Genomic DNA, 24,049 nt, shown 5'->3' on the forward strand with positions numbered 1-24,049 from the left:
GGGTCCCCTCGGTATTTGCCAAAACGCCCTGAGCAATGCCCGCCGTGGGGCCGTCAGCGGTTGGCTCAAGTCTAATGCAGGGGCGGTACGGTACCGCATGGACGGATTTCATGGAAGGAAAACAACATGTTGCTAATGAGAATGATTTGCATCTAAGATGGTGAACATGCATCTTTCACGTCACAACCCGAGAAGGAGAACCCCATGAAAGTCAGGAATTCGCTGCGTGCCCTCAAGAAGGTCCCCGGCGCGCAAGTGGTGCGCCGGCGAGGCCGCACCTTTGTCATCAACAAGCTGAACCCGCGCTTCAAGGCGCGCCAAGGCTAGCTTCCGTCTAGGCTGGGCAGAGAACCCGCTACGCGAAGGAAGCCCCGTTATGCCGATCCTCAACAAAGACATGACGCTCTGCATTTCACTCTCTGCCCGGCCGAGCAACAACGGAACGCGTTTCCACAACTTCCTCTACGAGGCGCTCGGCCTGAACTGGATCTACAAAGCCTTCGCTCCCGCGGACCTCCCGAACGCGATCGCCGGCGTGCGCGGCCTGGGCATCCGCGGCTGCGCCGTCTCGATGCCGTACAAGGAAGACGTCATCGCCCTCGTCGACCGCATGGACGCATCGGCGGCCGCTATCGACTCGGTCAACACGATCGTGAACGACGACGGCGTACTCACGGCCTACAACACCGACTACACGGCGATCGCCCAGCTGATCGAGCGCAACGCGATCGACCCGGCCTCGTCCGTGCTGCTCCGCGGTTCCGGCGGCATGGCCAAGGCCACCGCGGCAGCCTTCCGCGACGCCGGGTTCTCTCGCGTCACGGTGGTTGCGCGGAACGAGAAGCCCGGACAATCCCTCGCGGCGCTCTACGGTTTCGGCTGGCAGGCCGAGGTAGGGGAGTCGACCGCGGACGTGATCGTCAACGTCACGCCGATCGGCATGGCCGGCGGACCCGAGTCCGGCTCGCTGTCTTTCCCCGAAGCAGCGGTCGCGGCCGCGAAGGTAGTGTTCGACGTCGTCGCCCTCCCCGCCGAAACGCCGCTCATCAAGGCCGGTCGCGCGGCAGGAAAGACCGTGATCACCGGCGCCGAGGTAGCCACGATCCAGGCGCTCGAACAGTTCGTTCTCTACACCGGCATCACGCCAACTGCGGAGCAAGTGGCCGCTGCCGAAGAGTTCACGCGAGCCCAGTAGGGCGCCGCGGGCCGGGCTTGGCGTAACCTAGTCGGCCGCTACCGGCTCCACCACAACAGCCACCTTTTCCTCGCCGATCCTCGTGAGGACCAGGGTGGCTGTCTTGTTGCCGCGGCCTTTTGCCGAGCCCTTTCCGGCCGGCAGCAATTGTTTCCGCAGTTCCTCGGGGGTGACGGAGGTGCCGCGCTTCTTGATGTCCAGGACACCGACACCGTTGGCCTTCACCCAGGCCTTGAGGGCCTTGACGTTCAACGGCATGACCTCCAGGACTCTGTAGGCACGGGCGAACGGGGTCTCCAGTAGCTCCGGCGCGCAAATGTAGGCGATGTGTCGGTCCACCAGGTGCCCGCCGAGCCGGAGCGCGACGTCGGCCACCAGTCCCGCGCGGATCACCGCGCCGTCCGGTTCATAGAGGTACCCCTCCACGGGTCCGACATCGGGCACCGGGCCGCCGTCGAAATCTTCGCCGCTGGTGATCTCGGCTGCGCCCTGCGGCCCGAGCACCAGTGCCGCACGGCGGATGCCGGGACGGGCGACGTCGTTGAACCACAGCGTTACTTCGGTGACGTCCCCTCCCACCGAGACCCACTGCGCCTCGCAGCCGGCCGGAACCGATCCGTGCGGCATCCCCGGACCCATTTTGACGCCGACCGACTTTCCAGTAGCCGCCAGCGATTCAACGAAGGACAATGGCGGCGAGAACGCCTCCGGATCCCAGATACGCTTCGTCCCCGACGACGACGTCGTGCGGCGCGCCGGATCGAGCCACACGCCGTCGACCCCGTCGAGGGGCACGGACGTAGCGTCAGAGTGCACCACCGACGCGTGGGGGAAAGGCATGAGATTGATGGTGGCGCACGCTGCGGTGGTCTCATCCAGTTCCACGGCGGTGACCTTGATGTCCATGGAGGCCATGGCCATGGAGTCGGCTCCGAGCCCGCAGCCCAGGTCCGCTACGTGCTGCGTGCCCGCCTTGGCGAATCGCTCGGCGTGCCTGGCTGCCACATTGAGCCGGGTGGCCTGCTCCAGGCCGGCTTGGGTGAAAAGCATCTGCCGGGCGAATTCGCCGAACTTGGCCTCGGCCCGGGTGCGGAGCCTGGATTGGGTGAGGACGGCGGCCACCAGCTCGGGGGAGTGGCCGTCCTTGCGCAAGCGGGCATTGAGGGCCAACGCTTCGCCGTCGCGGTACGGCCCCAAGGATGCCAGAAGTTCCCAACCCTCCGTTGTCAGCAGGGGGGCAATGTGGTCCTGGGGTGTGTCAGCCATGGGAACTAGCCTAGTGCTCGCCCGTCTTGCGGGGTGGAGGGGGATCCGGGAGCACTCGGGCGGATAGGGTTGATGCCATGGAAGACAACCCAGTACGCCAGCCTGACGACGCCAATGGTTCTCCCTCTGTCCCCGATAGACGTCCCTTCGCCGGAAATCTTTCCAAGTATGCCCGCCCGGCGCTCATCGTCGGTGCTTTGATTGCTGTTGTCTGCATCGCTCTCTTGATCATTATTTTCTTCCTCGATTCCTTCAACGCCGCTACCTACTCGATGACCGGAAAGAGCGTCCAGGACGCCACCGACGAGGCCCGGGACATCCGGGACACCTACTCCGGTGCGCGCATCGGTGCGATCGTCGGGCTGGTGGTGTTCGGCGTCGTGGCGCTTGCGAGCGGCGTGGTGCTGTACCTGAACCGCGGAACCGCGCCGGAGGAAGAGTACGACGACGGCGAGGATGTCGACTTCGACGACCTCGCCGGGCAATGAGCTTCTGAGCCGGAGAGGCGCTCCAGGCGTTCACCCGTGACGGAATTCTGGCACTCGCCTTGACCGAGTGCTAATGCTTACATAGAGTCTTGATTAGCACTCTCCCTAGGCGGGTGCTAATGCCGCCAGGCACTTACCGGCACCGCGACGACGGTAGGCACGCCACGGCACCCCTGGTTTGATAGTCCATGTACTACCTCACGTAAAGGAGAGATCCGAGTGTCGGTCTCCATTAAGCCTCTCGAGGATCGCATTGTTGTCCGCCCGCTCGAAGCAGAGCAGACCACGGCTTCCGGCCTGGTCATCCCGGACACTGCACAGGAAAAGCCGCAGGAAGGCGAAGTTGTTGCAGTTGGCCCCGGCCGCTTCGATGACAACGGCAACCGGGTTCCGGTCGACGTAACCGTTGGCGACGTCGTCATCTACTCCAAGTACGGCGGAACTGAAGTCAAGACCGGCGGCAACGAATACCTCGTTCTGTCCGCCCGCGACGTTCTGGCGATCGTCGTTAAGTAATTCCCTGGATCCCGCATCGCAGATCACGTCGGACTTTCCGGTCGAATCAGCGGTGCGGGTTTTCCGTCTTGAAAGGACACAACCATGGCAAAGCAGCTTGCGTTTAACGACGCTGCCCGTCGCTCGCTCGAAGCAGGCATTGACAAGCTCGCCAACACCGTCAAGGTCACCCTTGGCCCGCGTGGCCGCAACGTCGTTCTGGACAAGAAGTGGGGAGCTCCCACCATCACCAACGACGGCGTGACGATCGCCCGCGAAGTCGAACTCGACGACCCGTATGAGAACCTTGGCGCGCAGCTGGCCAAGGAAGTCGCCACCAAGACCAATGACGTCGCGGGCGATGGCACCACCACGGCCACCGTGCTCGCACAGGCCCTCGTCAAGGAAGGCCTGCGCAACGTTGCCGCTGGAGCCGCCCCGGGCGAAATCAAGCGTGGCATCGAGGTTTCCGTCAAGGCCGTGGCTGCCCGCCTCCTGGAGAACGCCCGCGAGGTAGAAGGCACCCAGGTTGCCAGCGTCGCCGCGATCTCCGCCCAGAGCGATGAGGTTGGCGAACTCCTCGCCGAGGCTTTCGGCAAGGTCGGCAAGGATGGTGTCATCACCATCGAAGAGTCCTCCACCACGCAGACCGAACTGGTCCTCACCGAGGGCATGCAGTTCGACAAGGGCTACCTGTCCCCGTACTTCGTCACTGACGCGGAACGCCAGGAAGCTGTTCTGGAAGACGCCCTCATCCTGATCAACCAGGGCAAGATCTCCTCGCTGCAGGAATTCCTGCCGCTCCTCGAGAAGGCCCTGCAGGCCGCCAAGCCGCTCTTCATCATTGCTGAAGACATCGACGGCGAAGCGCTGTCCACGCTGATCGTCAACCGTATCCGCGGCACCCTGAACGTCGTTGCCGTCAAGGCACCGGGCTTCGGCGACCGCCGCAAGGCCATGCTGCAGGACATCGCCACGCTGACCGGCGCACAGGTTGTCTCCCCGGAGCTCGGCCTGTCCCTGGACCAGGTTGGCCTCGAGGTCCTCGGGAGTGCCCGCCGCATCACCGTCACCAAGGACAACACCACCATTGTTGACGGCGCCGGCACGCCCGAGGACGTCGCAGCACGCGTCGCCCAGATCCGTGCCGAGCTGACCCGCACCGACTCCGACTGGGACCGGGAAAAGCTGCAGGAAAGGCTTGCAAAGCTGGCCGGCGGCATCGGCGTCATCAAGGTCGGCGCAGCCACCGAGGTCGAGCTCAAGGAAAAGAAGCACCGTATCGAGGACGCAGTGTCCTCCACGCGTGCTGCCCTTGAAGAAGGCATCGTCTCCGGCGGCGGTTCCGCCCTCATCCACGCCCTCAAGGCACTGGACGAGGACGCTGCCGTCAAGGCTCTGGAAGGCGACGCGGCTGCCGCCGTCGGCATCGTCCGCCGCGCCCTGACCCAGCCCCTTCGCTGGATCGCCCAGAACGCCGGCTTCGACGGCTACGTCGTCGTCGCCAAGGTTGCCGAGCTCGAAGACAACCACGGCTTCAACGCGAAGACCGCCGTGTACGAGGACCTGATCGCCGCCGGCGTGATCGACCCCGTCAAGGTCACCCGCTCCGCGCTCCAGAACGCCGCGTCCATCGCAGCCCTGGTTCTCACCACCGAGACCCTGGTTGTCGAAAAGCCGGCCGAAGAAGACGAACACGCAGGCCACAGCCACTAATCCCCACCGCCTCCCTAGCCTCGCTTCGCTTCGGCCAGGGAACCCGGGCGGCGTGGGCCCAGACCGCCCACCTGCGTGAAAGAAGGCCCGGTCCCCTTTTGGGGGCCGGGCCTCCTGCGTTTGGCTCCCGACGACGTTCGTCTCATGCGCGAGCCCACAGTTGGCACTCGGCATTCGCCATGTCAACGTCCAGCCAGGCATGACCTAATTGAGTGATGGATGCTTCTCGAATGGATTTTCGATTGGCACTTGTTATTACGAATCAGTAAGATTTATGGTTCGATCTAGGTCATTGAGGGGCATTGTTGTGTCAACTGCGCAAACGACGGCTACTACCAAGGAGCAACGTCGTTCCAGTGGCACCGGGAGAAAGTCGAACTTTCGCCCTGAAATTCAAGGCCTGCGCTCCCTCGCAGTGCTCATGGTGGTTACGTACCACGTGTGGTTCGGCAGGGTTTCCGGTGGCGTAGACGTCTTCCTTCTGGTGTCCGCCTTCTTGATGACATTGCAGTTCACAAACCGCTATGCGCAGCACCGGCCCATGGACCTGCTGAGGCATTGGCTTCACTTGTTCCGGCGTCTGCTTCCGGCTACCGTCGTGGTTCTCCTGGGTACTTTGGCCGCCATCTTCGTGGTCCTCCCCAAAACCCGGTGGGCAGCGTTGGTCGACCAGGTCTGGGCCTCCCTGTTCTACGTCCAGAACTGGCTCCTCCAGCGAGAGGCGGTCAACTACTACGCTGCCGACCGCAGCCAAGCGAGTCCGTTGCAGCATTTCTGGTCCCTCTCGATCCAGGGCCAGGTCTTCATCCTTTGGCCGGTCATTTTCGCGATCGCCGCCTTGGTCTGCAGAAAGTACGCCCTCCGCTACAGGGTCGCCCTGACATACGTGTTCGGGCTGATCTTCCTGGTGTCGCTCACCTACTCGATCATTGCCACGGCGTCGAACCAGACCACCGCCTACTTTGATACTTTCGCCAGGCTGTGGGAGTTCGCCCTCGGAACACTGGCTGCCCTGGCCCTGCCGATGTTGAAGATCTCGAAGAACGTCCGTGTGGTGATGGGCTGGGTCGGCGTGATCGCCATGCTGAGCTGCGGGATCGTGCTCCAGGTCCAGACTGCGTTCCCTGGCTTCGTGGCCCTCTGGCCAACCTTGGCGGCTGCCTGCATCATTGCCGCGGGCCAGACGGGCAGCCGATTCGGAGTGGACTGGATCCTCAGCTCGAGGCCCCTCGTTCGCCTGGGCGACAACTCCTACGCGCTGTACTTGTGGCACTGGCCGTTGCTGGTCATCTCCCTCATCTGGACAGGGAAGGACCACGCAGGCTGGCTCTCCGGGACCGTCATCATCGCAACCGCCTTGGTTCTGGCCTTCCTGACGACCAAGTTCGTCGAGAAGCCGTTCAGGGAATGGAAGTGGCCCGAAGTGAACCGGCGACGCGCCGCCCTCGCGATCGTCGCCTGCCTCACTATCGCGATAGTGCCGTTGCTCGGTTTCACTGTCCAGCAGAACGTGACCGCCAAAATCGCCATGGACCAAGCCCAAAAGGACAACCCTGGAGCCGCTGCCCTGGTGCCCGGCTACGTCAACGAAGTGAGTCCGAGCGCTGTCCTGCTTCCCACCGCTGAAAAGCTGGCCCAGGACTGGGCAAATCTACCCAGCAAATGCTCGGGAGATCTGGTGCCTTCATCCAAAGTCCTCCAAGGGGTTTGCCTTCAAAACAATCAGCCGGCCGAATCCAGCCGGACCATTCTGGTGCTCGGCGACTCCCACGCGGAGCAATGGCTGGCCGCGGTGGCTCCGGTGGCCGAACAGGAGCAATGGCGCGCCTACCAGCTGCTGCTCGGCGCGTGCCCGTTCACCGTGGATACCTCCGGATTGGACGCACCGTGCAAGGCCTTCAACGACGCCGTCGTCCAGCAGATCGACCAGCATCCACCGAGTGCCGTGTTCCTCGTAGGGACGGCGGCATCGCCCTCGTCGCCCGATGAAAAGCTGACAGTCGGCCTTGAAGACACAGTCAAGATGCTCACGGGGAAGGGCATCAACGTCATCGCCGTACGGGACAACCCGCGATTCGATTTCAACATGGCTGATTGCGTCGCGGTCAAAGGTCAACACAGCCCCGACTGCAATCCAAGCCAGGAGCAATTGCTCGCGGCCCAAAACCCGCTCGCATCGCTTCAGGGGAAGTACCCGGGCTTGTCCGTCCTGGATATGACCGATCTGATCTGCAACGGCACCGAATGTCCCGGGGTTGTGGGTAACACGTTTGTCTACTTGGACAACAACCACCTCTCCAAGACCTATGTTGCGAGCATGGCGCCGATGCTCAAGGAAAGATGGCTGGCCGCCACCGGCTGGAGCTAGGCTCTCGGAGCCAGGCGTCCGGAGCCAGGCATCCGGACGCCCCGCCGGGCCCGACGGGAGCACCCGGGGTGCCGTTGCTCACATTGCCCTCGCGGAATATGGGGATCGGCGGCGAGGTTCTACTATTTATTCAGAACCTTTCTGCACAGGCCAGTCCCGTAATGACGGGCTGGTCATCAGCTGCAACCCCTACCAGAGCAACCCCCAAGAACTAAGGTAAGAGGCGCACTCATGACCCAGCCCCAACACGATCCCTTTGGCTTTGTCGGCCTGACCTACGACGACGTCCTGCTGCTGCCGGGCCACACCAACGTCATTCCCTCTGAAGCTGATACTTCCTCCCGGATCTCCAAGCGGATTTCCGTCCAGACGCCGTTGCTGTCCGCCGCCATGGACACCGTCACGGAGTCCCGGATGGCCATCGCCATGGCCCGCCAGGGCGGCCTTGGCGTGATCCACCGCAACCTGTCCATCGAAGACCAGGCCGACCACGTCGATCGCGTCAAGCGCTCCGAGTCCGGGATGATCACCAACCCGCTGACCATCCACCCGGAAGCAACCCTCCAGGAACTGGACGAGCTGTGTTCGCGTTACCGGGTTTCCGGTCTCCCCGTCATCGACCCCGATGGCCGGCTGCTGGGCATCGTCACCAACCGCGACACCCGCTTCGTTCCGGAGTCCGACTTCCCACTGCGGCTGGTCAGCGACGTCATGACGAAGATGCCGCTCATCACCGGGCACGTCGGCATCAGCCGCGAAGAGGCCTCGCACAAGCTGGCCACCAACAAGATCGAGAAGCTGCCCCTCGTTGATGAGCAGGGACGCCTCAAGGGCCTCATCACCACGAAGGACTTCACCAAGGCCGAGCAGTACCCGCTCGCGACGAAGGACGAGGAAGGCCGCCTCCGGGTCGGCGCCGCCATCGGGTTCTTCGGCGACGGTTGGGAACGCGCCATGACGCTGATCGACGCCGGCGTCGACGCATTGTTCGTGGACACCGCCAACGGCCACTCGCAGGGTGTCCTGGACTTGATCACCCGCCTGAAGTCGGATCCCGTTGCCGCGCACGTTGACATCATCGGAGGCCAGGCCGCCACCCGTGAAGGTGCCCAGGCACTGATCGACGCCGGTGCCGACGGCATCAAAGTGGGCGTGGGCCCGGGCTCGATTTGCACCACCCGCGTTGTTGCCGGTGTGGGCGTCCCGCAGATCACGGCCATCTATGAGTCCTCGAAGGCGGCCATGCCTGCCGGTGTCCCGCTGATCGCCGACGGCGGCCTGCAGTACTCGGGCGACATCGGCAAGGCCCTCGTGGCCGGTGCCGACACCGTCATGCTCGGCTCCCTGCTGGCCGGCTGCGACGAGTCGCCGGGTGAGTTGATCTTCGTGAACGGCAAGCAGTTCAAGAGCTACCGTGGCATGGGGTCGCTGGGGGCCATGCAGTCCCGCGGCAAGAACACGTCCTACTCGAAGGACCGTTATTTCCAGGCTGATGTTTCCGGCGATGACAAGCTCATCCCGGAAGGCATCGAAGGCCGCGTCGCATATCGCGGCCCGCTCTCCTCGGTGGCGTACCAGCTGGTGGGCGGCCTGCGTCAGACCATGTTCTACACGGGTGCTCCGACCATCGCAGAGCTCAAGGCGCGCGGCAAGTTTGTGCGCATCACTGCGGCCGGGCTCAAGGAGTCCCACCCGCACGACATTCAGATGACCGTCGAAGCCCCGAACTACGGTTCTCGCTAGGCGTCATTCTCCTCACAGGCACTTCAAGCGAGCCCGTCACCTCCCTCCAGGAAGGTGGCGGGCTCGCTTGTTTTCACGGCAGCACCTGTTGTCATGCTGCATGTCACCCTGCCGGAACATCCCGCCCCACTGGGATAACCTAGAGCAGTGACTTATGAGATTGAGATTGGCCGTGGCAAGCGTGGGCGTCGTGCCTACTCCCTGGATGACATCGCGATCGTCCCCAACCGCCGGACGCGCGACCCCAAGGACGTCTCCGTCTCATGGCAGATTGATGCCTACAAATTCGAGATGCCGGTGATCGCCGCACCCATGGACTCCGCGATGTCGCCTGAAACGGCCATCGCCCTTGGCCGGCTGGGCGGCCTGGGCGTCCTGGACCTCGAGGGCCTGTGGACGCGGTACGAGGATCCCCAGTCCGTGCTGGACGAGATCTCTGCCCTTGCTGATGAAACGGCCAGCCCGACGGTCACGCGGCGCATGCAGGAGCTCTACAAGGCGCCCATCCAGCCCGAACTGATCACCACGAGGCTCGCGGAAATCCGGGCATCGGGCGTGACGGTGGCCGGCTCGCTGACGCCGCAGCGCACCCAGGAACACTACAAAACCGTGGTTGCTGCCGGCGTCGACATTTTTGTCATCCGGGGCACCACCGTCTCCGCCGAACACGTCTCCAAGAACCACGAGCCACTGAACCTCAAGCAGTTCATCTACGAACTCGACGTCCCCGTGATCGTCGGCGGAGCCGCCGGGTACACCCCGGCATTGCACCTTATGCGTACCGGTGCCGCCGGCGTCCTGGTGGGCTTCGGCGGCGGTGCCACCACCACCACGCGCCGTGCGCTCGGCATCCATTCGCCCATGGCTTCCGCCATTTCCGACGTCGCTGCAGCCCGCCGCGACTACATGGATGAATCCGGCGGACGGTACGTGCACGTGATCGCCGACGGCGGCATGGGCAGTTCGGGTGACATCGTCAAAGCCATCGCCATGGGCGCCGACGCCGTCATGCTCGGCAGCGCTTTGGCCCGTGCCGAAGAAGCCCCGGGCAAGGGCTGGCACTGGGGCCAGGAAGCCCACCACCTTGAACTGCCCCGCGGCGACAGGGTCAACGTCGGCACTGTCGGTCCCCTCGAAGAAGTACTCTTCGGGCCGGGCCACCACACCAACGGAACGTCAAACCTGATCGGAGCGCTTCGCCGCTCCATGGCCACCACCGGCTATTCGGACCTCAAGGAGTTCCAGCGGGTCGACGTCGTCGTCTCGCCCTACTCCGGCCAGTAGGGCCCGTTTGACCGCTTGAGCAGTCGCGCGAAAACCCTGCCCAAGCCCGCGGACAAGAAGTAGTGTGGGGAACTACGGGCTTTGTGCGATGGGAGGCGTCCAATGAGCAGTGTTGCAGATGGTTCGCAAAGGGATGATGCATCAAGCGGTGCGTTGAGTCCAGAGACGCGGGCCAGATCCATCGAAGTTCTCAAAGGCACCACCGAGCCTGGCAAGGAACTCGACATCCTGATCGTCGGGGGAGGCGTGGTCGGGGCCGGGGCAGCGTTGGACGCGGTGACCCGAGGCTTGTCCGTGGGCATCGTCGAGGCCAGGGACTGGGCTTCCGGCACGTCGTCGAGGTCCTCGAAGCTGATTCACGGCGGCTTGCGCTACCTGGAAATGCTGGACTTCGCGCTGGTCCAGGAGGCCCTCCAGGAACGCGGACTGCTGATCCAACAGATCGCACCGCACCTCGTCCGGCCGGTCCCGTTCCTCTACCCGCTGACCCGGCGTTTTTGGGAACGCCCGTATGTTGGTGCCGGGATCTTCCTCTATGACACGCTCGGCCTCACCTCCGGCCACAGCCGCGGTGTGCCCATGCACAAACACCTCTTCCGGCGCGGAACCCTGAGGGCCGCACCCAGCCTCAAGAACGATGCCTTCGTCGGCTCCATCCGCTATTACGATGCACAGGTCGACGACGCCAGGCTGGTCGTCAATGTCGTCCGCACCGCGGCACATTACGGTGCGCATGCCGTGAACAGGATGCGCGTGGTGTCGTTCGTGCGCGAGGGCGAACGCGTGGTCGGTGCGAAGGTGGAAAACCAGGAGGACGGCAGCATCATCGAAGTCCGCGCCAAGCAAGTGGTCAACGCCACGGGCGTCTGGACGGACGAGACCCAGGCCATGGTGACGGATCGCGGCCAACTCAAGGTCCGCGCCTCCAAAGGCATCCACCTCGTGGTTCCGCGCGACCGCTTCCAGTCCACGGTGGGATTGATTCTGAGGACCGAAAAATCCGTGTTGTTCGTCATCCCGTGGGGGCGTCACTGGATCATCGGCACCACGGACACCGACTGGAAGCTCGACAAGGCGCACCCCGCCGCGTCCACGAAGGACATCGACTATGTCCTTGAACACGTCAACCGTGTCTTGAAGCGGCCCCTGACCCGTGAGGATGTCGAGGGTGTGTACGCGGGCCTCCGCCCGCTGCTGGCGGGGGAGAGCGACTCTACGGCGAAACTTTCACGCGAACACGTCGTGGCGCACCCCGTTCCAGGCCTGGTGGTGGTTGCAGGTGGAAAGTTCACCACGTACCGGGTCATGGCGAAGGACGCTGTGGACGAAGCGACCCGGGCCATGGACGAGCGCGTGCCTGCGAGCTGCACGGACACCATCCCGCTCCTGGGCGCCGAAGGTTACAAGGCTGCATGGAACCGGCGCGCTAGAACTGCGGATGAAGCCGGAGTGCATGTCGCCAGGGTGGAACACCTCCTGAACCGCTACGGATCCATGACCCCGGACGTCCTGGCCATCATCAAGGACAACCCCGCCATGGCCGAGCCGCTGCCTGGAGCCGACGACTATTTGGCGGCGGAGGTCGTCTATGCCGCGACCCATGAGGGTGCCCGGCATGTCCATGATGTCCTGACCCGACGCACCCGCATCTCGATCGAGTCGTGGGACAGAGGTGTTTCCGCGGTCCCTGTTGTCGCTAAGCTGATGGGAGAGATTCTTGGCTGGAGCGACACCCAGCGGGAAAGCGAAATCAAGCACTACCTGGCCCGGGTGGAAGCTGAACGGCTCAGCCAACAGCAGCCCGACGACGAATCTGCCGATGCTGCGCGCATGGGCGTCGATGACATCGTTCCCCTCCGCTGAGCGGCCTGGGTCGGCTGGGCACACTGGAGGGAAAACGACTTGGCGGAACCACTGGACCCGTATGATGCCGAACTGACAACGCCGGAGACCGTCATCCTTGAAATGGAAGCGGTCGACAAGACAGATGCTGCGGGCCAGCTCGCACAACGGCTGTACGCCGCCGGGCGCATCACGGACCTTGAGGGCTTCCTCGAAGTCGTCAATTCGCGCGAGCACCAACTTGCCACCGGACTGCCGGGCGGCATCGGCCTTCCGCATGCCCGCAGCGAGTATGTCTCCAGGGTCTCCATCGCTGTTGGTGTCACAAAGTTCGGTCATTCGTTGGACTTCGGCGCCAGCGACGGACCGGCAACCCTCGTTCTGCTTATCGCTACTCCGGCCAGCTCCTTCTCGGACCACCTGGAAGTCCTCGCGACCTTGGCCCGCTCGCTGTCCAAGGAATCGTTCCGGGAATCCCTCCGGCGCGCCCACGATCCCGAAGTCATCGCCGAACTGATCAATTCGAGTCTGGTGTTCTTCGACCACTGACGTGCGCCCCGGCGAGAAGGACTCTCTCGTTTAGCTGTTCTACAGCTTGACGAAGTACGGTTAAGGGGTGTTAAAAACCGCTCTGAAGCCCCGCTGGATCGCAGGACTTGTCTTCGCGCTCCTGCTCTCCGGGGTGTTTGTGCTGCTCAGCCAGTGGCAGTTCGGCAGATCCACCCAGAGCGACGCCCCGGTTGACAACCCCGCGGTGGAGCAAGTCAAGCCGCTTACCGGGGCATTGCAGCCTGGAACGTTCTTCCCGGGCACCGCATCGGACCAAATGGTCAGCGCCAAGGGCAGTTACGATCCCGCCAAGCAGGTCCTTGTCGAGGGCCGGCTTCTGGCCGGGCAAAAAGGGTACTGGGTAGTGAACGCGTTCGCTGTCGACGGCGCCCCCGTCCTGCACGGCGTCGCCGCCTCTGCGAAGACCTGGATCCCCGTGGCCCGCGGCTGGGTGGCCGATCCCGCCCAAGCCGGGCCGCCGCCGTCGGGCACTATCGAACTGACCGGGCGGCTCCTGCCGTCCGAGGCGCCGGTGCCAAACGTCGACGCCGGAGCGGGCCGCGCGTCTGCGGTTTCGGTCGCGGAACTCATCAACACGTGGCAAGTCTCAAGCTACCCCGGCTTCGTCGCCGCGACCTCGGAAGTGTCGGCCGGCAAGACCCTCGCCCTTCCGGCGCAGCTGAAGCCATTGAACATCCCGGCCCAACCCCCCAACCAACAAATCAACTGGCTCAACCTGTTCTACTCCGTGGAATGGGTGGTCTTTGCAGGATTCGCCCTCTACGTCTGGTGGCGCATGGTGGCCGATGACTACCGGCGCACCCTCGAAGACGACGAGGACGAGCCCGACGACGAATTCCCGTCAGACGATTTGCCAGCAAGTACCAAGCCAGAACAGGTAAAGCCATGATTGAGCCCAAACCGGCCATCCAGCCCGAACAGTCCGGAGAATCTGCCGCCAAGCCAACCGCGGCCAAGACCGGTTCAGCCAAAAAACGGCGATTTGGCGGAACGACTGCGCAGATCCGCTCGGCCCTGAAATTCTACAAAGTCATGGCCTACCTCACCGGTACCATGTTGCTGCTCCTTTGCGCCGAACTCGTTGCGCGCTATGTGTTCGGCGTGTATCTCTTTGCCGGCGGAACCAACGCAATCACCGGTCAGCCCTTCGGTTTTGGATTCGCGGATGCTGAGTCGAAGGCAGTCCTGGGTGGCGTCAACGTTTCCGTGGGAGTCCTGATCGTCCACGGCTGGATGTACGTGCTGTACCTCATCTCGGACTTCCGCTTGTGGTCGCTCATGCGCTGGCCGTTCATGAAGCTCATCCTGCTCGCCTTGGGCGGCGTTGTCCCTCTCATGTCCTTCATCGTGGAGAAGAAGTTCCACTCGGAGGTAGAGATGGAACTCGCCGCGAATCCGCAGGCGTCCAAGCGCTACTGACGGGCCCGTCCCGGCGGGCACTGTGAGATCGCTAACGTCGGGCTGGTTTCCCGGCTTCACGACCGGCTTCAAGGTGCACCGGGGCATCCCGGCAAAGTAGGCTGTTACGGTGACTACTCCCACCGCACCCTTCAGTTCTGAAGCTCAGACTTCCCAGAAGCCGGTGCTGGTTGTTGACTACGGTGCCCAGTACGCGCAGCTGATTGCCCGCCGCGTCCGTGAAGCGAATGTGTACTCGGAAATTGTTCCGCACACGTTCACCACCGAGCAGCTTCTGGCCAAGAACCCGGCAGCGATCATCCTCTCCGGCGGACCTTCAAGCGTTTATGCCGAGGGTGCCCCGAGGGTCGGCGCGGACCTATTCGAGGCTGGTGTGCCGGTCTTCGGCATTTGCTACGGCTTCCAGGCCATGGCCAACGCGCTCGGCGGCAAAGTCGCGCAGACCGGGTTGCGCGAATACGGCGCCACCGAGGCCACCACTGTCGGCGAAGCCCGCTCGATCCTTGCCGGCGTTCCTGACTCCCAGAACACCTGGATGAGCCACGGAGACTCCGTTCACGAAGCTCCTGAGGGCTTCGAGGTCCTGGCGACCACCGCAGGCGCACCTGTGGCAGCTTTCGCGAACGAAGCGAAGCATCTCTACGGCGTGCAATGGCACCCGGAAGTAAAGCACTCGGCGCACGGCCAGCAGGTTCTGGAGAACTTCCTGTTCAACGGTGCCGGCTTGAAGCCCAACTGGACCACGGGCAACATCCTCGAAGAACAAGTGGACCGGATCCGCCGGCAGGTCGGCGATTCCAAAGTCATCTGCGGCCTCTCCGGCGGCGTCGACTCGGCCGTAGCTGCAGCCCTCGTGCAGCGCGCCGTGGGCGATCAGCTGACCTGCGTTTTCGTGGACCATGGCTTGCTGCGCGAAGGTGAAGCCGAACAGGTCGAGCGTGACTTCGTTGCCGCAACCGGCGTCAATCTCTATGTCGCCAACGAGCAGGAGCGATTCCTGTCGGCGCTGGCCGGGGTCAGCGACCCCGAAACCAAGCGTAAGATCATCGGCCGCGAGTTCATCCGCGCGTTTGAGGAAGCCGAGCGGGCCATCATCGCCGAGGCCGCGTCCGAAGGCGAGAGCATCAAGTTCCTCGTGCAGGGCACCCTGTACCCGGACGTCGTCGAATCCGGCGGCGGCGAAGGCGCCGCGAACATCAAGAGCCACCACAACGTGGGTGGTCTTCCCGAGGACCTGCAGTTCGAACTTGTTGAACCGCTCCGCGCCCTGTTCAAGGACGAGGTCCGCGCCGTGGGCGCACAGCTCGGCTTGCCCCAGGAAATCGTCGGACGCCAGCCGTTCCCCGGACCCGGCCTGGGTATCCGTATTGTCGGCGAAGTGAACAAGGAACGGCTCGAGCTGCTTCGCAAGGCGGACGCCATCGCACGGGCCGAACTCACCGCGGCCGGACTCGACAACGACGTCTGGCAGATGCCCGTCGTACTTCTCGCCGACGTCCGCAGCGTGGGCGTGCAGGGCGATGGCCGCACCTACGGACACCCGATCGTGCTGCGCCCGGTTTCTTCCGAGGACGCCATGACTGCCGATTGGTCGAGGCTCCCGTATGACCTCCTCGCGAGGATTTCGAACAGGATCACCAACGAGGTTGACGGGGTCAACCGCGTGGTACTGGACGTCACCAGCAAGCCGCCGGGAACCATCGAGTGGGAATAGCATCCTGAGTGGCCGGTCCCTGTTTCAGGGGCCGGTCACTTTGTTTTTCCCCTGAAATCAGGGGTAATTTGCCTTTCCATCAGTGTTGCGGTGCGGACTGCCGGTGGATTCCCGCTACCCTCGAAAGTATGCCGATTTGGTCCAAGTCGTCTCGAGCTAGAACAGAAAAGAAGGCAGCGGTGTCAGTAGGTCAAAGCCACGAAGAGGGCTCCGTAGAGCTTCGGAAATGGCTGTCCGGGCTCAAACCCGTGACTGGCGCGGACACCATGCTGCGCTTCGTCAAGACGCCGGAAGGGTCGATAGACCTGAGCAACGGCCACCCATCAGGCCTGGCGCAGCTCCTCGCCGGGCGCCGAACCCGGCTCTCCACCCTGATCCGGGACCGCCAGCAGTATCTTGTTGCCGCGCGTGCCGCCAGGAACCTGCGCTCGAAGATTTTCGAACTGGGAAACGACCGGGGGATCGACGCCGGGTACCTGTCCTGCGGCACTGTCGTGTGGACGTCGGCCGTGGGAGGAAAGCCCCAACGCGTCTCCGCCCCCGTCATGTTGGCCGCCATCTCACTCACGGCGCGGCCGGGCGAAGACGACTACGAGCTGCAACTCACCGAGCAAGCGGGTATCAACCCCGCATTGGTCCGGCATTTGAAGACCGTTCATGGCATCGTCTTTGACGTCAACGCCGTGAGCCGCATGGCATACAACACCGCACGACTTGACCCCCTGCCGGTCCTTGACCGTCTTGCCACGCTGGTTCAGCCGATCCACGGTGCAGAGGTCACCCCGAATCTCCTCATCACGACGTTGGCCGATCTGTCCGGGAATTTGGAAGACCCCTGGATCAACGAGAACAGCAGCATCGTTGCATCGCTGTTCGAAGCCGCCAACGGCGGGGACGTGGAACCTGAGCCCATCAAGTCCGGAAGATTCCCGAACCTCGACGAGCGGGACCCTTCTGAGGAGTCGCTCCTCCTGGATGCGGATTCAGACCAGCAGTACGTCGTGGATGCCGTACGGGCAGGCGATTCGCTGGTGGTCAGCACCCCGCCAGGCAGCGGCCAGACCCAAACGGCCATCAATGCCATCGGCGCCCTTGTCAATGAGGGCAAATCAGTGCTCGTCGTGGGCGACCGGCGAGCGAGCCTCAACGGTCTGGCGGGCCATTTTGAAGCCCTGGGCCTCGAATCGATGGTCTTCAGGCCGGGCAACGGTGCCACTCCGCAGCAGCTCAAGGGCCAGCTGGTCAGTGCCATCATCCGCAACGAAAAGTCGCTGGAACCCCAGCTTGCGAACCTCCACAAGACCTTGACCGAGCACCGACATGCCCTCATGGACCATGTCGCGTCTTTGCACAACGTACGCCAACGCTGGGGATGCTCGCCCTACCAGGCAATGCAATCGCTCGCGGAACTGACCGCCATCCAACCAGCCCCCGCGACGACCGTGCGCTTGAAGCGCAGTGTCTTGGACAACATAAAAGACCGGGCCGAGCTGGCTGAAAGACTGCGCCGCGCCGCCGAGCTTGGCAGCTTCAGCCGCGCATCGACGTCGAGCCCCTGGTATGGGGCGCGCCTGGTCACCCGCAAGGAGACCGAGGAAGCGCAGCAACTGGCCAGCAGCGCCGCGGAACAACTTCCCCAATTGCGGGAACGCATGAACCAGCTCGCGGAGCACTCCGAAATCCGACTTGGGGCGAACTTCGCCGAATGGGGCGCTCAGCTTGAGCTCCTGATGGCGGTGCGGGAAAGCCTGGACAAATTCACCCCGGACATTTTCGACCGGCCGGTCCACGATCTCATCTCGGCCACGGCTACCTCCGCCTGGCGCCGCGAGCGTGGCCTCGAGATGCCCTCGATGCAGCGCTCCCGCCTGCGCCGCGTGGCAAAGGAATATGTCCGACCCGGTGTCCACATCGCCGATCTGCACAGCTCCTTGGCACTCGTTCAGGAACAGCGGGCCCTGTGGTCCCAGTACGCCACCACCCAGCGCCATCCGGCAGTGCCCTCCGGCCTCGCGGATTTGGGCGCCAGCTACCGCGAACTGGACCGCGACCTCCGCCGTCTGGGCGATTGCCTCAAACACACGGCCGCCGGCGGCGACTTGCACGCGAGCCGGTACGAAGAACTCGTGGAGCGACTTGAGCGCCTTGTTGCCGACACCGGCACCCTGGAGACGCTTCCGGAGCGGACGCTTCTGGTCGAGAACATGCGCGAGCATGGGCTCGCCGAGCTTCTTGCGGACTTGGCCGAACGCGAAGTGCCTGCCGAATCCGTTGCCGCAGAACTGGACCTTGCCTGGTGGCAGTCCGCTTTGGAAGCAATGATCAGCGGCGACGACTACCTCGCCATGTCCGACGGCGATTCCCTTCGCCGGCTCGAAGCCGAGTACCGCCTGGCGGACCACGCGCACATCGCCAGTGGAGCTGCCCGGCTGCGGTGGAGGCTCGCCGAAATGTGGCGGGCCGGAATCGCTGAACATCCCCGCCAATCGGAACTCCTCCGTAACCTCATCAAAGATGGCCGCGTTACCCTCTCGGCGCTGAGCGCCCAGGCACCTGCCCTCGTCGCCCGGCTCGTTCCCGTGTGGTCCATCAGTCCCTACCTGCTGACCAGCCTCCTGCCTGCAGAGCAGAAGTTCGACGCGGTGGTGATTCTCGATGCCGAGAGCACGTCCTTGCAGGCTGTGCTGCCTGCCATCGCCCGAGCCCACCAAGTGATCGCCTTCGGTGACGCCAAGATCGCCAACGCCCGCACGTTCAGCGTTGCCGTGGAGCCGCCCATGGCCGGTGCCGCGAGCCAGGACACCGTGGACAGTGCATTCAGTGCCTTGGCTCGGGTCCTGCCCACGTGGCAGTTGAACTGGGTGTATCGGGCGGTTGACGAAGACCTCGTGCTGCAGTTGAGCAAGAACTATTACGACGGCGGCCTGCGTCGATTGCCGGACGGCCAGTCCGTCACTGGGCTGGACCGCTCGGTAGTAGTTGAATACATCCCGGATGGTACTGGCCTGCCTGGTGCCGACCACGAAGGTGTCGAATCTGTCGCCGCCGAAGTGAACCGCGTAGTGGACCTGGTGTTTCAACACGCCAGTCTCCGGCCGCGGACCTCGCTGGCCGTCGTCACCGCAAGCCTGCGCCACGCCGCAAGGATCGGCGAAGCCATCAGGCTCCAACTTCCCAACTATCCGCTGCTGTCGGGTTTCTTCAACGCCGGCGCCGAGTCCTTCCGTGTAGTGGATCTGGAGCGCGCGCAGGGACTGGTCCGTGACCACATCATCTTCTCCCTGGGCTTTGGGCGCACCCCGCATGGCCGGGCGCTGCACAGTTTCGGCCCCCTGTCCGTCGAAGGCGGGCGAAACAAATTTGCCCTCGCCATGACCCGCTCCCGAAGGTCCATGCACGTCCTGAGCTGCTTCCGTCCGGAAGACCTCGACCTGGACCGGCTGGCCCACGGCGCCGTTGACTTCCATGAACTCCTTGACCGTGAACTGTCGGGGAACTCCAACCTGGGGACACCGGCCACCAGGGCAGCGGCCAGTGAGCAAGCGCTCGGTGAGGATCCGTTGGTGGCGGATCTGGGCGAGCGGCTCCGTGCCAGGGGTGCCCGCGTGTGGCACCACTACGACGGAGCCTTGGACATCGCCGCGGCGGCCGATCCCGTGCACACGATCGGCCGGGATGACAGCGAAATGCCCACTCCTGTGGCCATTGAATCGGATGGCACGGAACGATACCGCCGCATGAGCGTCAGGGAGCGCAGCAGGCTCCGGCCGCAGCTCCTGGAACGCCTTGGCTGGCGTTATATGTCTCTGTGGACCATCGAAGTATTCACGGATCCCTCGTCCTGCGCCGACCGCATTGGATCCTATCTGGGACTCGAGAAGCCTGTGGCGCCATCGTATGGTGATGTCCACGATGGATTCCTGGACATCGATGTTGAACAATTGGAAATGAATAGCCAGGCGGAGCCCTCCGCGGCCAGGGTCAGCGGCGCGCAAGGCCTTGGCTCGGGTCCGGCTATCCCCTAAGGAAATGCAATGGCTGAAAGCAAAAGCACTCATTCCAAGCCCTCTGCGGACACCAGTGCCGATGCGGTAGACGCTGATACCGAGTTTGACACGCAGGAGAAGACAGAAGTGAAGCCCGCACCGGAACGGAAGCCGGCAGGAGAAGGCATTCTGCCCAAGAAAGCTTCCGAGGACGATCCGCGCCGTTGGGGCGATGAATCCAGCTACGACCACGACGCCTGGCTGAAGGAACAAAGGCCTCCGCACTGGGGCTGAATGGACCATCATGATGGTGAATCTCCGGCGGGGTTTCGCATTACGGGTTACCTGAGGGACTGACTAGGACAAAGAACAGTTTCCCGCGTGTGGAAGCCCCGGCCAGGATTTCGGCCTGTTGCGGATTGGCAGCGACAACCACCAGGCCGTCCGCCTCGTTCGTGCCCAACCATTGGCTGGCCTTGCCTCCCTGCGCGGACGTCCACAAAACCGGGACCGCAGCTGCCAGGAGCTCGGATTTCCTGCCTTGCCCTTCGAACCCGTCGGCCGCGGTGAGCACAACGTTGACCAATTGGCCCGGCGAGATGAGTTGAATAGAAGCGGGATCGGCCATGCGCAGCGGAACGGCCGCCGTCGCGGGTGCGGTGCCGGTCAGCAAGCCGGGTCCCAGGAACTGCGCGTCTGTGGGAATCTGGCCCTTCTGCAGGGGCGAGGCGAGCTGCTTTCCCCTGTAGGCAGTCCCGGGGGTGAGCGCTCCGGCCGGGACTCCGTCAGGAAGGACTTCGAGTGGCTCGAGGTCGGAATCCGTCAGACTGGACCCCGCGGGAAGATCCCGCATGGCGGCCAGGACGATGGCTCGCTGCTCCGAAGCCGGAGTTAATTGATGGACTGCCACCCCGGCCGCCACGCATAGCAGGAGCGCCACCACGAGGCGACGGTTGCGGTTCAGCCAGCTAGCGAAGGTGCGATGCTTGTACTGTCTCGTAGGAAGACCCATGTGGCCGCCGGACTTGGAGGGGAAAGCCTGAAGACGGCGGGTGCGGGACGCTGCAATAGGCGCCAGCAGGCTACTGCGTGGAATCCATGAAGGCCTGGCCGGACCGAAGCCACGCGATGCTGAACCGGGGCCTTGGGAAGCGTTCGGGGTTGCTGGCATGCTGCCACGCTAACCGGTGACGCAGGCCCTTGGCAGAGCCTTACTTAGCTATGTGGAAACGTCGAGCTATGTGGAAAACCGGGGGCAACCGGAACCCGGAATCAGCTCGCGGCAGCCGCGGGTACGGACGCTGGGGCCGGAGATGCAGCCGGTGCCGCGGGGGCAGCCGAAACAGTGCTTCCCTTGGAGTCCCGGGAGTCGGTGCGGTAGAAGCCCGATCCCTTGAAGACAACGCCCACGCTGTTGAACTTCTTGCGCAACGATCCTTGGCATTCAGGGCAGTCGGACAGGGAACTGTCCGTGAAAGCCTGAACGATGTCAAAGGCATGTCCGCAGTCTTTGCAGGCATAGGCATAAGTGGGCACTGGTGATCCTCCTCCGGGACGAACTGCAGGTCCTGTGCTGCCGAAGCGGATTGTTCCGTCCACTAGCAGTCCCAGGGCCTGAGTGCCAATTCTATCATCCGGCGTCGGGACCGATACCACGGAATGTGGCGAAGCAGACAGACCAGTAGAGCCTCATGAGGGCCGAACGAGCTGGACGATCCGGTGCGGGGTGAGTGCTTCCGCCACCGGCTTGTCGAACGGTTCGGCCGGGATCGTCCCCGCGGGCAGCACTTCGTGGTCGTAGACGACGGCCACAGTCGGCGGACGCTTCCCGTCGGCGTCGAGCTTGTCGAGGAGCCGGTCGTAGTAACCGCCCCCTTGGCCGATCCGGTTTCCACCTTCATCGACGGCGGTGGCCGGGAGGAAGATCCCGGTCGCATCCTTGATGACGTCACTGTCGAAACGTTCGCCCACCGGCTCGTCAATCGGCGCGTACCTTGAGCGGACAAAAGCGGTCTCCGGTGTCCAATAGACCCAGCTCAGACGCCGTTCCGGTTCGCAGACGGGAAGGAGGATCCTGTGCCCGGCCGCATGGAGCGCAGCGAGCAAGGGCATTGTGGGCGGTTCGGCAGCCACTCCGAGATAGCCCGCGAAAGTCGCGGGTCTCCCGTGGGCAACGTCATCCGCCCATGAAAGGCCCCGTCGGGCAATCCCCGCTCCAGCCTCTGCGCGCTCTTTATCGGTGAGCGAGAGCCGGCGCTTGCGGTTGTCCCGGCGGATGTCGTCTTTCAAAGTCACTTTTGCTCCATTTCCCGCTGCTGCGCGGCTCAGGGATGGGGGAGGAACGGTGTGTTCCCGTGGGTCCGGCACGTTCCTTTTTGCCCATTGTCCAGCTACTTCCGTTAGATTAGTCCGGTGACTTCCAATAACTGCGCCGTCCGCAAGGCCGTTATCCCTGTAGCCGGACTCGGCACCAGGTTTCTGCCTGCCACTAAAGCCATGCCTAAAGAGATGCTCCCGGTAGTCGACAAGCCGGCCATCCAATATGTAGTCGAAGAAGCTGTGAGCGTGGGACTCAACGACGTCCTCATGATCACAGGCCGCAACAAGCGTGCGTTGGAGGACCACTTCGACCGCGTACCGGCTTTGGAAGCGACCCTTGAGGCCAAGGGAGACATCACCAAGCTGGACTCGGTGCAGGCCACGAGCAACCTCGGCGACATTCACTACGTCCGCCAGGGCGACCCCAAGGGGCTGGGACACGCAGTGTTGCGTGCAAAGCAGCACGTCGGGTACGAGCCTTTCGCGGTTCTTCTCGGCGACGACCTCATTGACGCCCGGGACACGCTCCTCAGCGACATGATCGAAGTCCAGCACAAGACCGGTGGATCAGTTGTGGCCCTCATCGAAGTCGAGCCCTCCCAGATCAGCGCCTATGGCTGTGCCGACATCGAGGATATCGGCGAGGACGGCTACGTCCGCATCAAGCAACTCGTCGAAAAGCCTGCTGCCGATGAAGCTCCGTCCAACCTGGCCGTGATCGGCCGTTACGTACTCCACCCCTCGGTGTTCGACGTTCTCGAGAAGACCGAACCGGGCCGTGGGGGAGAGATCCAACTGACGGACGCCCTTCAGGTCCTGGCTGCCGGCGAGGGTGAAGGCAGCGGCGTCTACGGAGTCGTCTTCCGCGGCCGTCGGTACGACACCGGAGACAAGCTCAGCTACCTCAAAGCCTGCGTCCAGCTCGCATGCGACAGCGAAGACCTCGGGCCCGGACTGCGGGAGTGGCTGCCGGGCTTTGCCGCCGGCCTCAGCAAGTAGGTCCTTGTGTGGGGGTCGGCCATTTGGCCGGTGACGCTCGAATGCGGCGACCTCATTTTGCGTCCCATTCACTACCGGGACAAGAAGGAATGGACCGAGGTCCGCTCACGCAACAGTGATTGGCTGGCGCCCTGGGAAGCCTCCAACCCGGCCCCGGGTGGCCGCTTGCCGAACTACCGGCAGATGGTGGCTTCCCTCAACGCCCAGGCCCGGCAAGCGAGTGCGCTTCCCTTTGTGATCACGGAGCGTGCTCCTGGATTCCAGGAGCCCAGGATCGTAGGGCAGCTGACGGTCTCCTCGATCATGTGGGGATCGGCGATGACGGCCACGCTTGGCTACTGGGTGGACCAGGCCCGGGCCGGTCGCGGAATAGCTCCCACTGCGGTTGCCATGGCCACCGACCATTGCTTCAAAGCACTTGGCCTGCACCGGATGGAGATCAACATCAGGCCGGAAAACGGGCCGAGCCTGCGGGTTGTCGAGAAGTTGGGATTCCGCGACGAAGGCCGCCGCGAGCGTTTCCTTCACATCAACGGAGAATGGGCTGACCATCGAAGCTTTGCGTTGACCTCGGAGGAGGTCCCCGGAGGCTTGCTGGCCGCTTGGCTTCGGCACGGAGCCAACTAGTCGGTTTCGGCGGATAAG

21 protein-coding genes are annotated in these 24,049 nt (G+C 63.6%); 17 read left to right on the forward strand and 4 right to left on the reverse strand.

Features of this window, described 5'->3' with window-relative positions; genetic code table 11:
- Positions 1-204 precede the first annotated feature (204 nt).
- Positions 205-327: a type B 50S ribosomal protein L36 gene (gene ykgO, locus ACSBOX_RS05310; protein ID WP_059387417.1), complete on the forward strand. Its 123-nt coding sequence runs from the start codon at positions 205-207 to the stop codon at positions 325-327.
- Between the two features lie 49 nt (positions 328-376).
- The gene (locus ACSBOX_RS05315; protein WP_442545106.1) at positions 377-1,195 is read left to right on the forward strand and encodes a shikimate 5-dehydrogenase; all 819 of its coding nucleotides are present in this window, start codon (positions 377-379) and stop codon (positions 1,193-1,195) included.
- A gap of 27 nt (positions 1,196-1,222) precedes the next feature.
- Here the strand turns inward: ACSBOX_RS05315 and ACSBOX_RS05320 are convergent, their stop codons facing one another.
- Positions 1,223-2,461, reverse strand: a complete 1,239-nt coding sequence (locus ACSBOX_RS05320) for a THUMP-like domain-containing protein (protein ID WP_442545107.1) — start codon at positions 2,459-2,461, stop codon at positions 1,223-1,225.
- Between the two features lie 77 nt (positions 2,462-2,538).
- On the opposite strand from ACSBOX_RS05320, the gene ACSBOX_RS05325 reads away from it, so the two are divergent.
- The 13 genes from ACSBOX_RS05325 (at position 2,539) to ACSBOX_RS05385 (ending at position 20,380) form a co-directional block, all read left to right on the forward strand.
- The gene (locus tag ACSBOX_RS05325) at positions 2,539-2,949 is read left to right on the forward strand and encodes a hypothetical protein (RefSeq protein ID WP_415988150.1); all 411 of its coding nucleotides are present in this window, start codon (positions 2,539-2,541) and stop codon (positions 2,947-2,949) included.
- Positions 2,950-3,168: 219 nt separating this feature from the next.
- The gene (groES, locus tag ACSBOX_RS05330; protein WP_028265041.1) at positions 3,169-3,465 is read left to right on the forward strand and encodes a co-chaperone GroES; all 297 of its coding nucleotides are present in this window, start codon (positions 3,169-3,171) and stop codon (positions 3,463-3,465) included.
- An 84-nt stretch (positions 3,466-3,549) separates the two neighbouring features.
- Positions 3,550-5,160: a chaperonin GroEL gene (gene groL, locus ACSBOX_RS05335; RefSeq protein ID WP_442545108.1), complete on the forward strand. Its 1,611-nt coding sequence runs from the start codon at positions 3,550-3,552 to the stop codon at positions 5,158-5,160.
- A 421-nt stretch (positions 5,161-5,581) separates the two neighbouring features.
- Positions 5,582-7,528: an acyltransferase family protein gene (locus ACSBOX_RS05340; protein ID WP_442545109.1), complete on the forward strand. Its 1,947-nt coding sequence runs from the start codon at positions 5,582-5,584 to the stop codon at positions 7,526-7,528.
- Between the two features lie 231 nt (positions 7,529-7,759).
- Entirely contained in the window at positions 7,760-9,271 is a 1,512-nt protein-coding gene (guaB, locus tag ACSBOX_RS05345; RefSeq protein ID WP_442545110.1) for an IMP dehydrogenase, read from the forward strand.
- A 147-nt stretch (positions 9,272-9,418) separates the two neighbouring features.
- The gene (locus ACSBOX_RS05350; protein ID WP_442545111.1) at positions 9,419-10,555 is read left to right on the forward strand and encodes a GuaB3 family IMP dehydrogenase-related protein; all 1,137 of its coding nucleotides are present in this window, start codon (positions 9,419-9,421) and stop codon (positions 10,553-10,555) included.
- Between the two features lie 102 nt (positions 10,556-10,657).
- On the forward strand, positions 10,658-12,418 hold the full coding sequence (locus ACSBOX_RS05355; RefSeq protein WP_442545112.1) for a glycerol-3-phosphate dehydrogenase/oxidase: 1,761 nt from the start codon (positions 10,658-10,660) through the stop codon (positions 12,416-12,418).
- Between the two features lie 39 nt (positions 12,419-12,457).
- Positions 12,458-12,946, forward strand: a complete 489-nt coding sequence (locus ACSBOX_RS05360; protein ID WP_442545113.1) for a PTS sugar transporter subunit IIA — start codon at positions 12,458-12,460, stop codon at positions 12,944-12,946.
- 67 nt (positions 12,947-13,013) lie between these two features.
- Complete coding sequence (locus tag ACSBOX_RS05365; RefSeq protein WP_442545114.1) at positions 13,014-13,856, forward strand: SURF1 family protein; 843 nt, start codon at positions 13,014-13,016, stop codon at positions 13,854-13,856.
- Positions 13,853-14,386: a DUF3817 domain-containing protein gene (locus ACSBOX_RS05370; protein ID WP_442545115.1), complete on the forward strand. Its 534-nt coding sequence runs from the start codon at positions 13,853-13,855 to the stop codon at positions 14,384-14,386. Before ACSBOX_RS05365 ends, ACSBOX_RS05370 begins: the two co-directional genes overlap by 4 nt.
- A 109-nt stretch (positions 14,387-14,495) precedes the next feature.
- Positions 14,496-16,100: a glutamine-hydrolyzing GMP synthase gene (guaA, locus tag ACSBOX_RS05375; RefSeq protein ID WP_442545116.1), complete on the forward strand. Its 1,605-nt coding sequence runs from the start codon at positions 14,496-14,498 to the stop codon at positions 16,098-16,100.
- A gap of 128 nt (positions 16,101-16,228) precedes the next feature.
- Positions 16,229-20,125 carry an AAA family ATPase gene (locus ACSBOX_RS05380; RefSeq protein WP_442545117.1) on the forward strand — a complete coding sequence of 1,299 codons (3,897 nt, stop codon included), beginning with the start codon at positions 16,229-16,231 and terminating at the stop codon, positions 20,123-20,125.
- Between the two features lie 9 nt (positions 20,126-20,134).
- On the forward strand, positions 20,135-20,380 hold the full coding sequence (locus ACSBOX_RS05385; RefSeq protein WP_442545118.1) for a hypothetical protein: 246 nt from the start codon (positions 20,135-20,137) through the stop codon (positions 20,378-20,380).
- Positions 20,381-20,420: 40 nt separating this feature from the next.
- On the opposite strand, the gene cpaB is transcribed toward ACSBOX_RS05385, so the two are convergent.
- From cpaB to ACSBOX_RS05400, 3 genes are all read right to left on the reverse strand, one after another.
- Positions 20,421-21,257 (reverse strand): Flp pilus assembly protein CpaB, encoded by an 837-nt coding sequence (gene cpaB, locus ACSBOX_RS05390; RefSeq protein WP_442545119.1) that lies wholly within the window; start codon positions 21,255-21,257, stop codon positions 20,421-20,423.
- A gap of 101 nt (positions 21,258-21,358) precedes the next feature.
- Positions 21,359-21,622: an FmdB family zinc ribbon protein gene (locus ACSBOX_RS05395; protein WP_059387425.1), complete on the reverse strand. Its 264-nt coding sequence runs from the start codon at positions 21,620-21,622 to the stop codon at positions 21,359-21,361.
- Positions 21,623-21,775: 153 nt separating this feature from the next.
- Positions 21,776-22,381 (reverse strand): 5-formyltetrahydrofolate cyclo-ligase, encoded by a 606-nt coding sequence (locus ACSBOX_RS05400; RefSeq protein ID WP_442545120.1) that lies wholly within the window; start codon positions 22,379-22,381, stop codon positions 21,776-21,778.
- 117 nt (positions 22,382-22,498) lie between these two features.
- Between ACSBOX_RS05400 and galU the strand changes: the two genes are divergently transcribed.
- Positions 22,499-23,404 carry a UTP--glucose-1-phosphate uridylyltransferase GalU gene (galU, locus tag ACSBOX_RS05405; RefSeq protein WP_078108149.1) on the forward strand — a complete coding sequence of 302 codons (906 nt, stop codon included), beginning with the start codon at positions 22,499-22,501 and terminating at the stop codon, positions 23,402-23,404.
- A gap of 6 nt (positions 23,405-23,410) precedes the next feature.
- The gene (locus ACSBOX_RS05410) at positions 23,411-24,031 is read left to right on the forward strand and encodes a GNAT family N-acetyltransferase (RefSeq protein WP_442545121.1); all 621 of its coding nucleotides are present in this window, start codon (positions 23,411-23,413) and stop codon (positions 24,029-24,031) included.
- Positions 24,032-24,049: the final 18 nt, after the last annotated feature.

Source organism: Arthrobacter sp. KN11-1C (assembly GCF_052180225.1).
Lineage (GTDB): Bacteria > Actinomycetota > Actinomycetes > Actinomycetales > Micrococcaceae > Arthrobacter.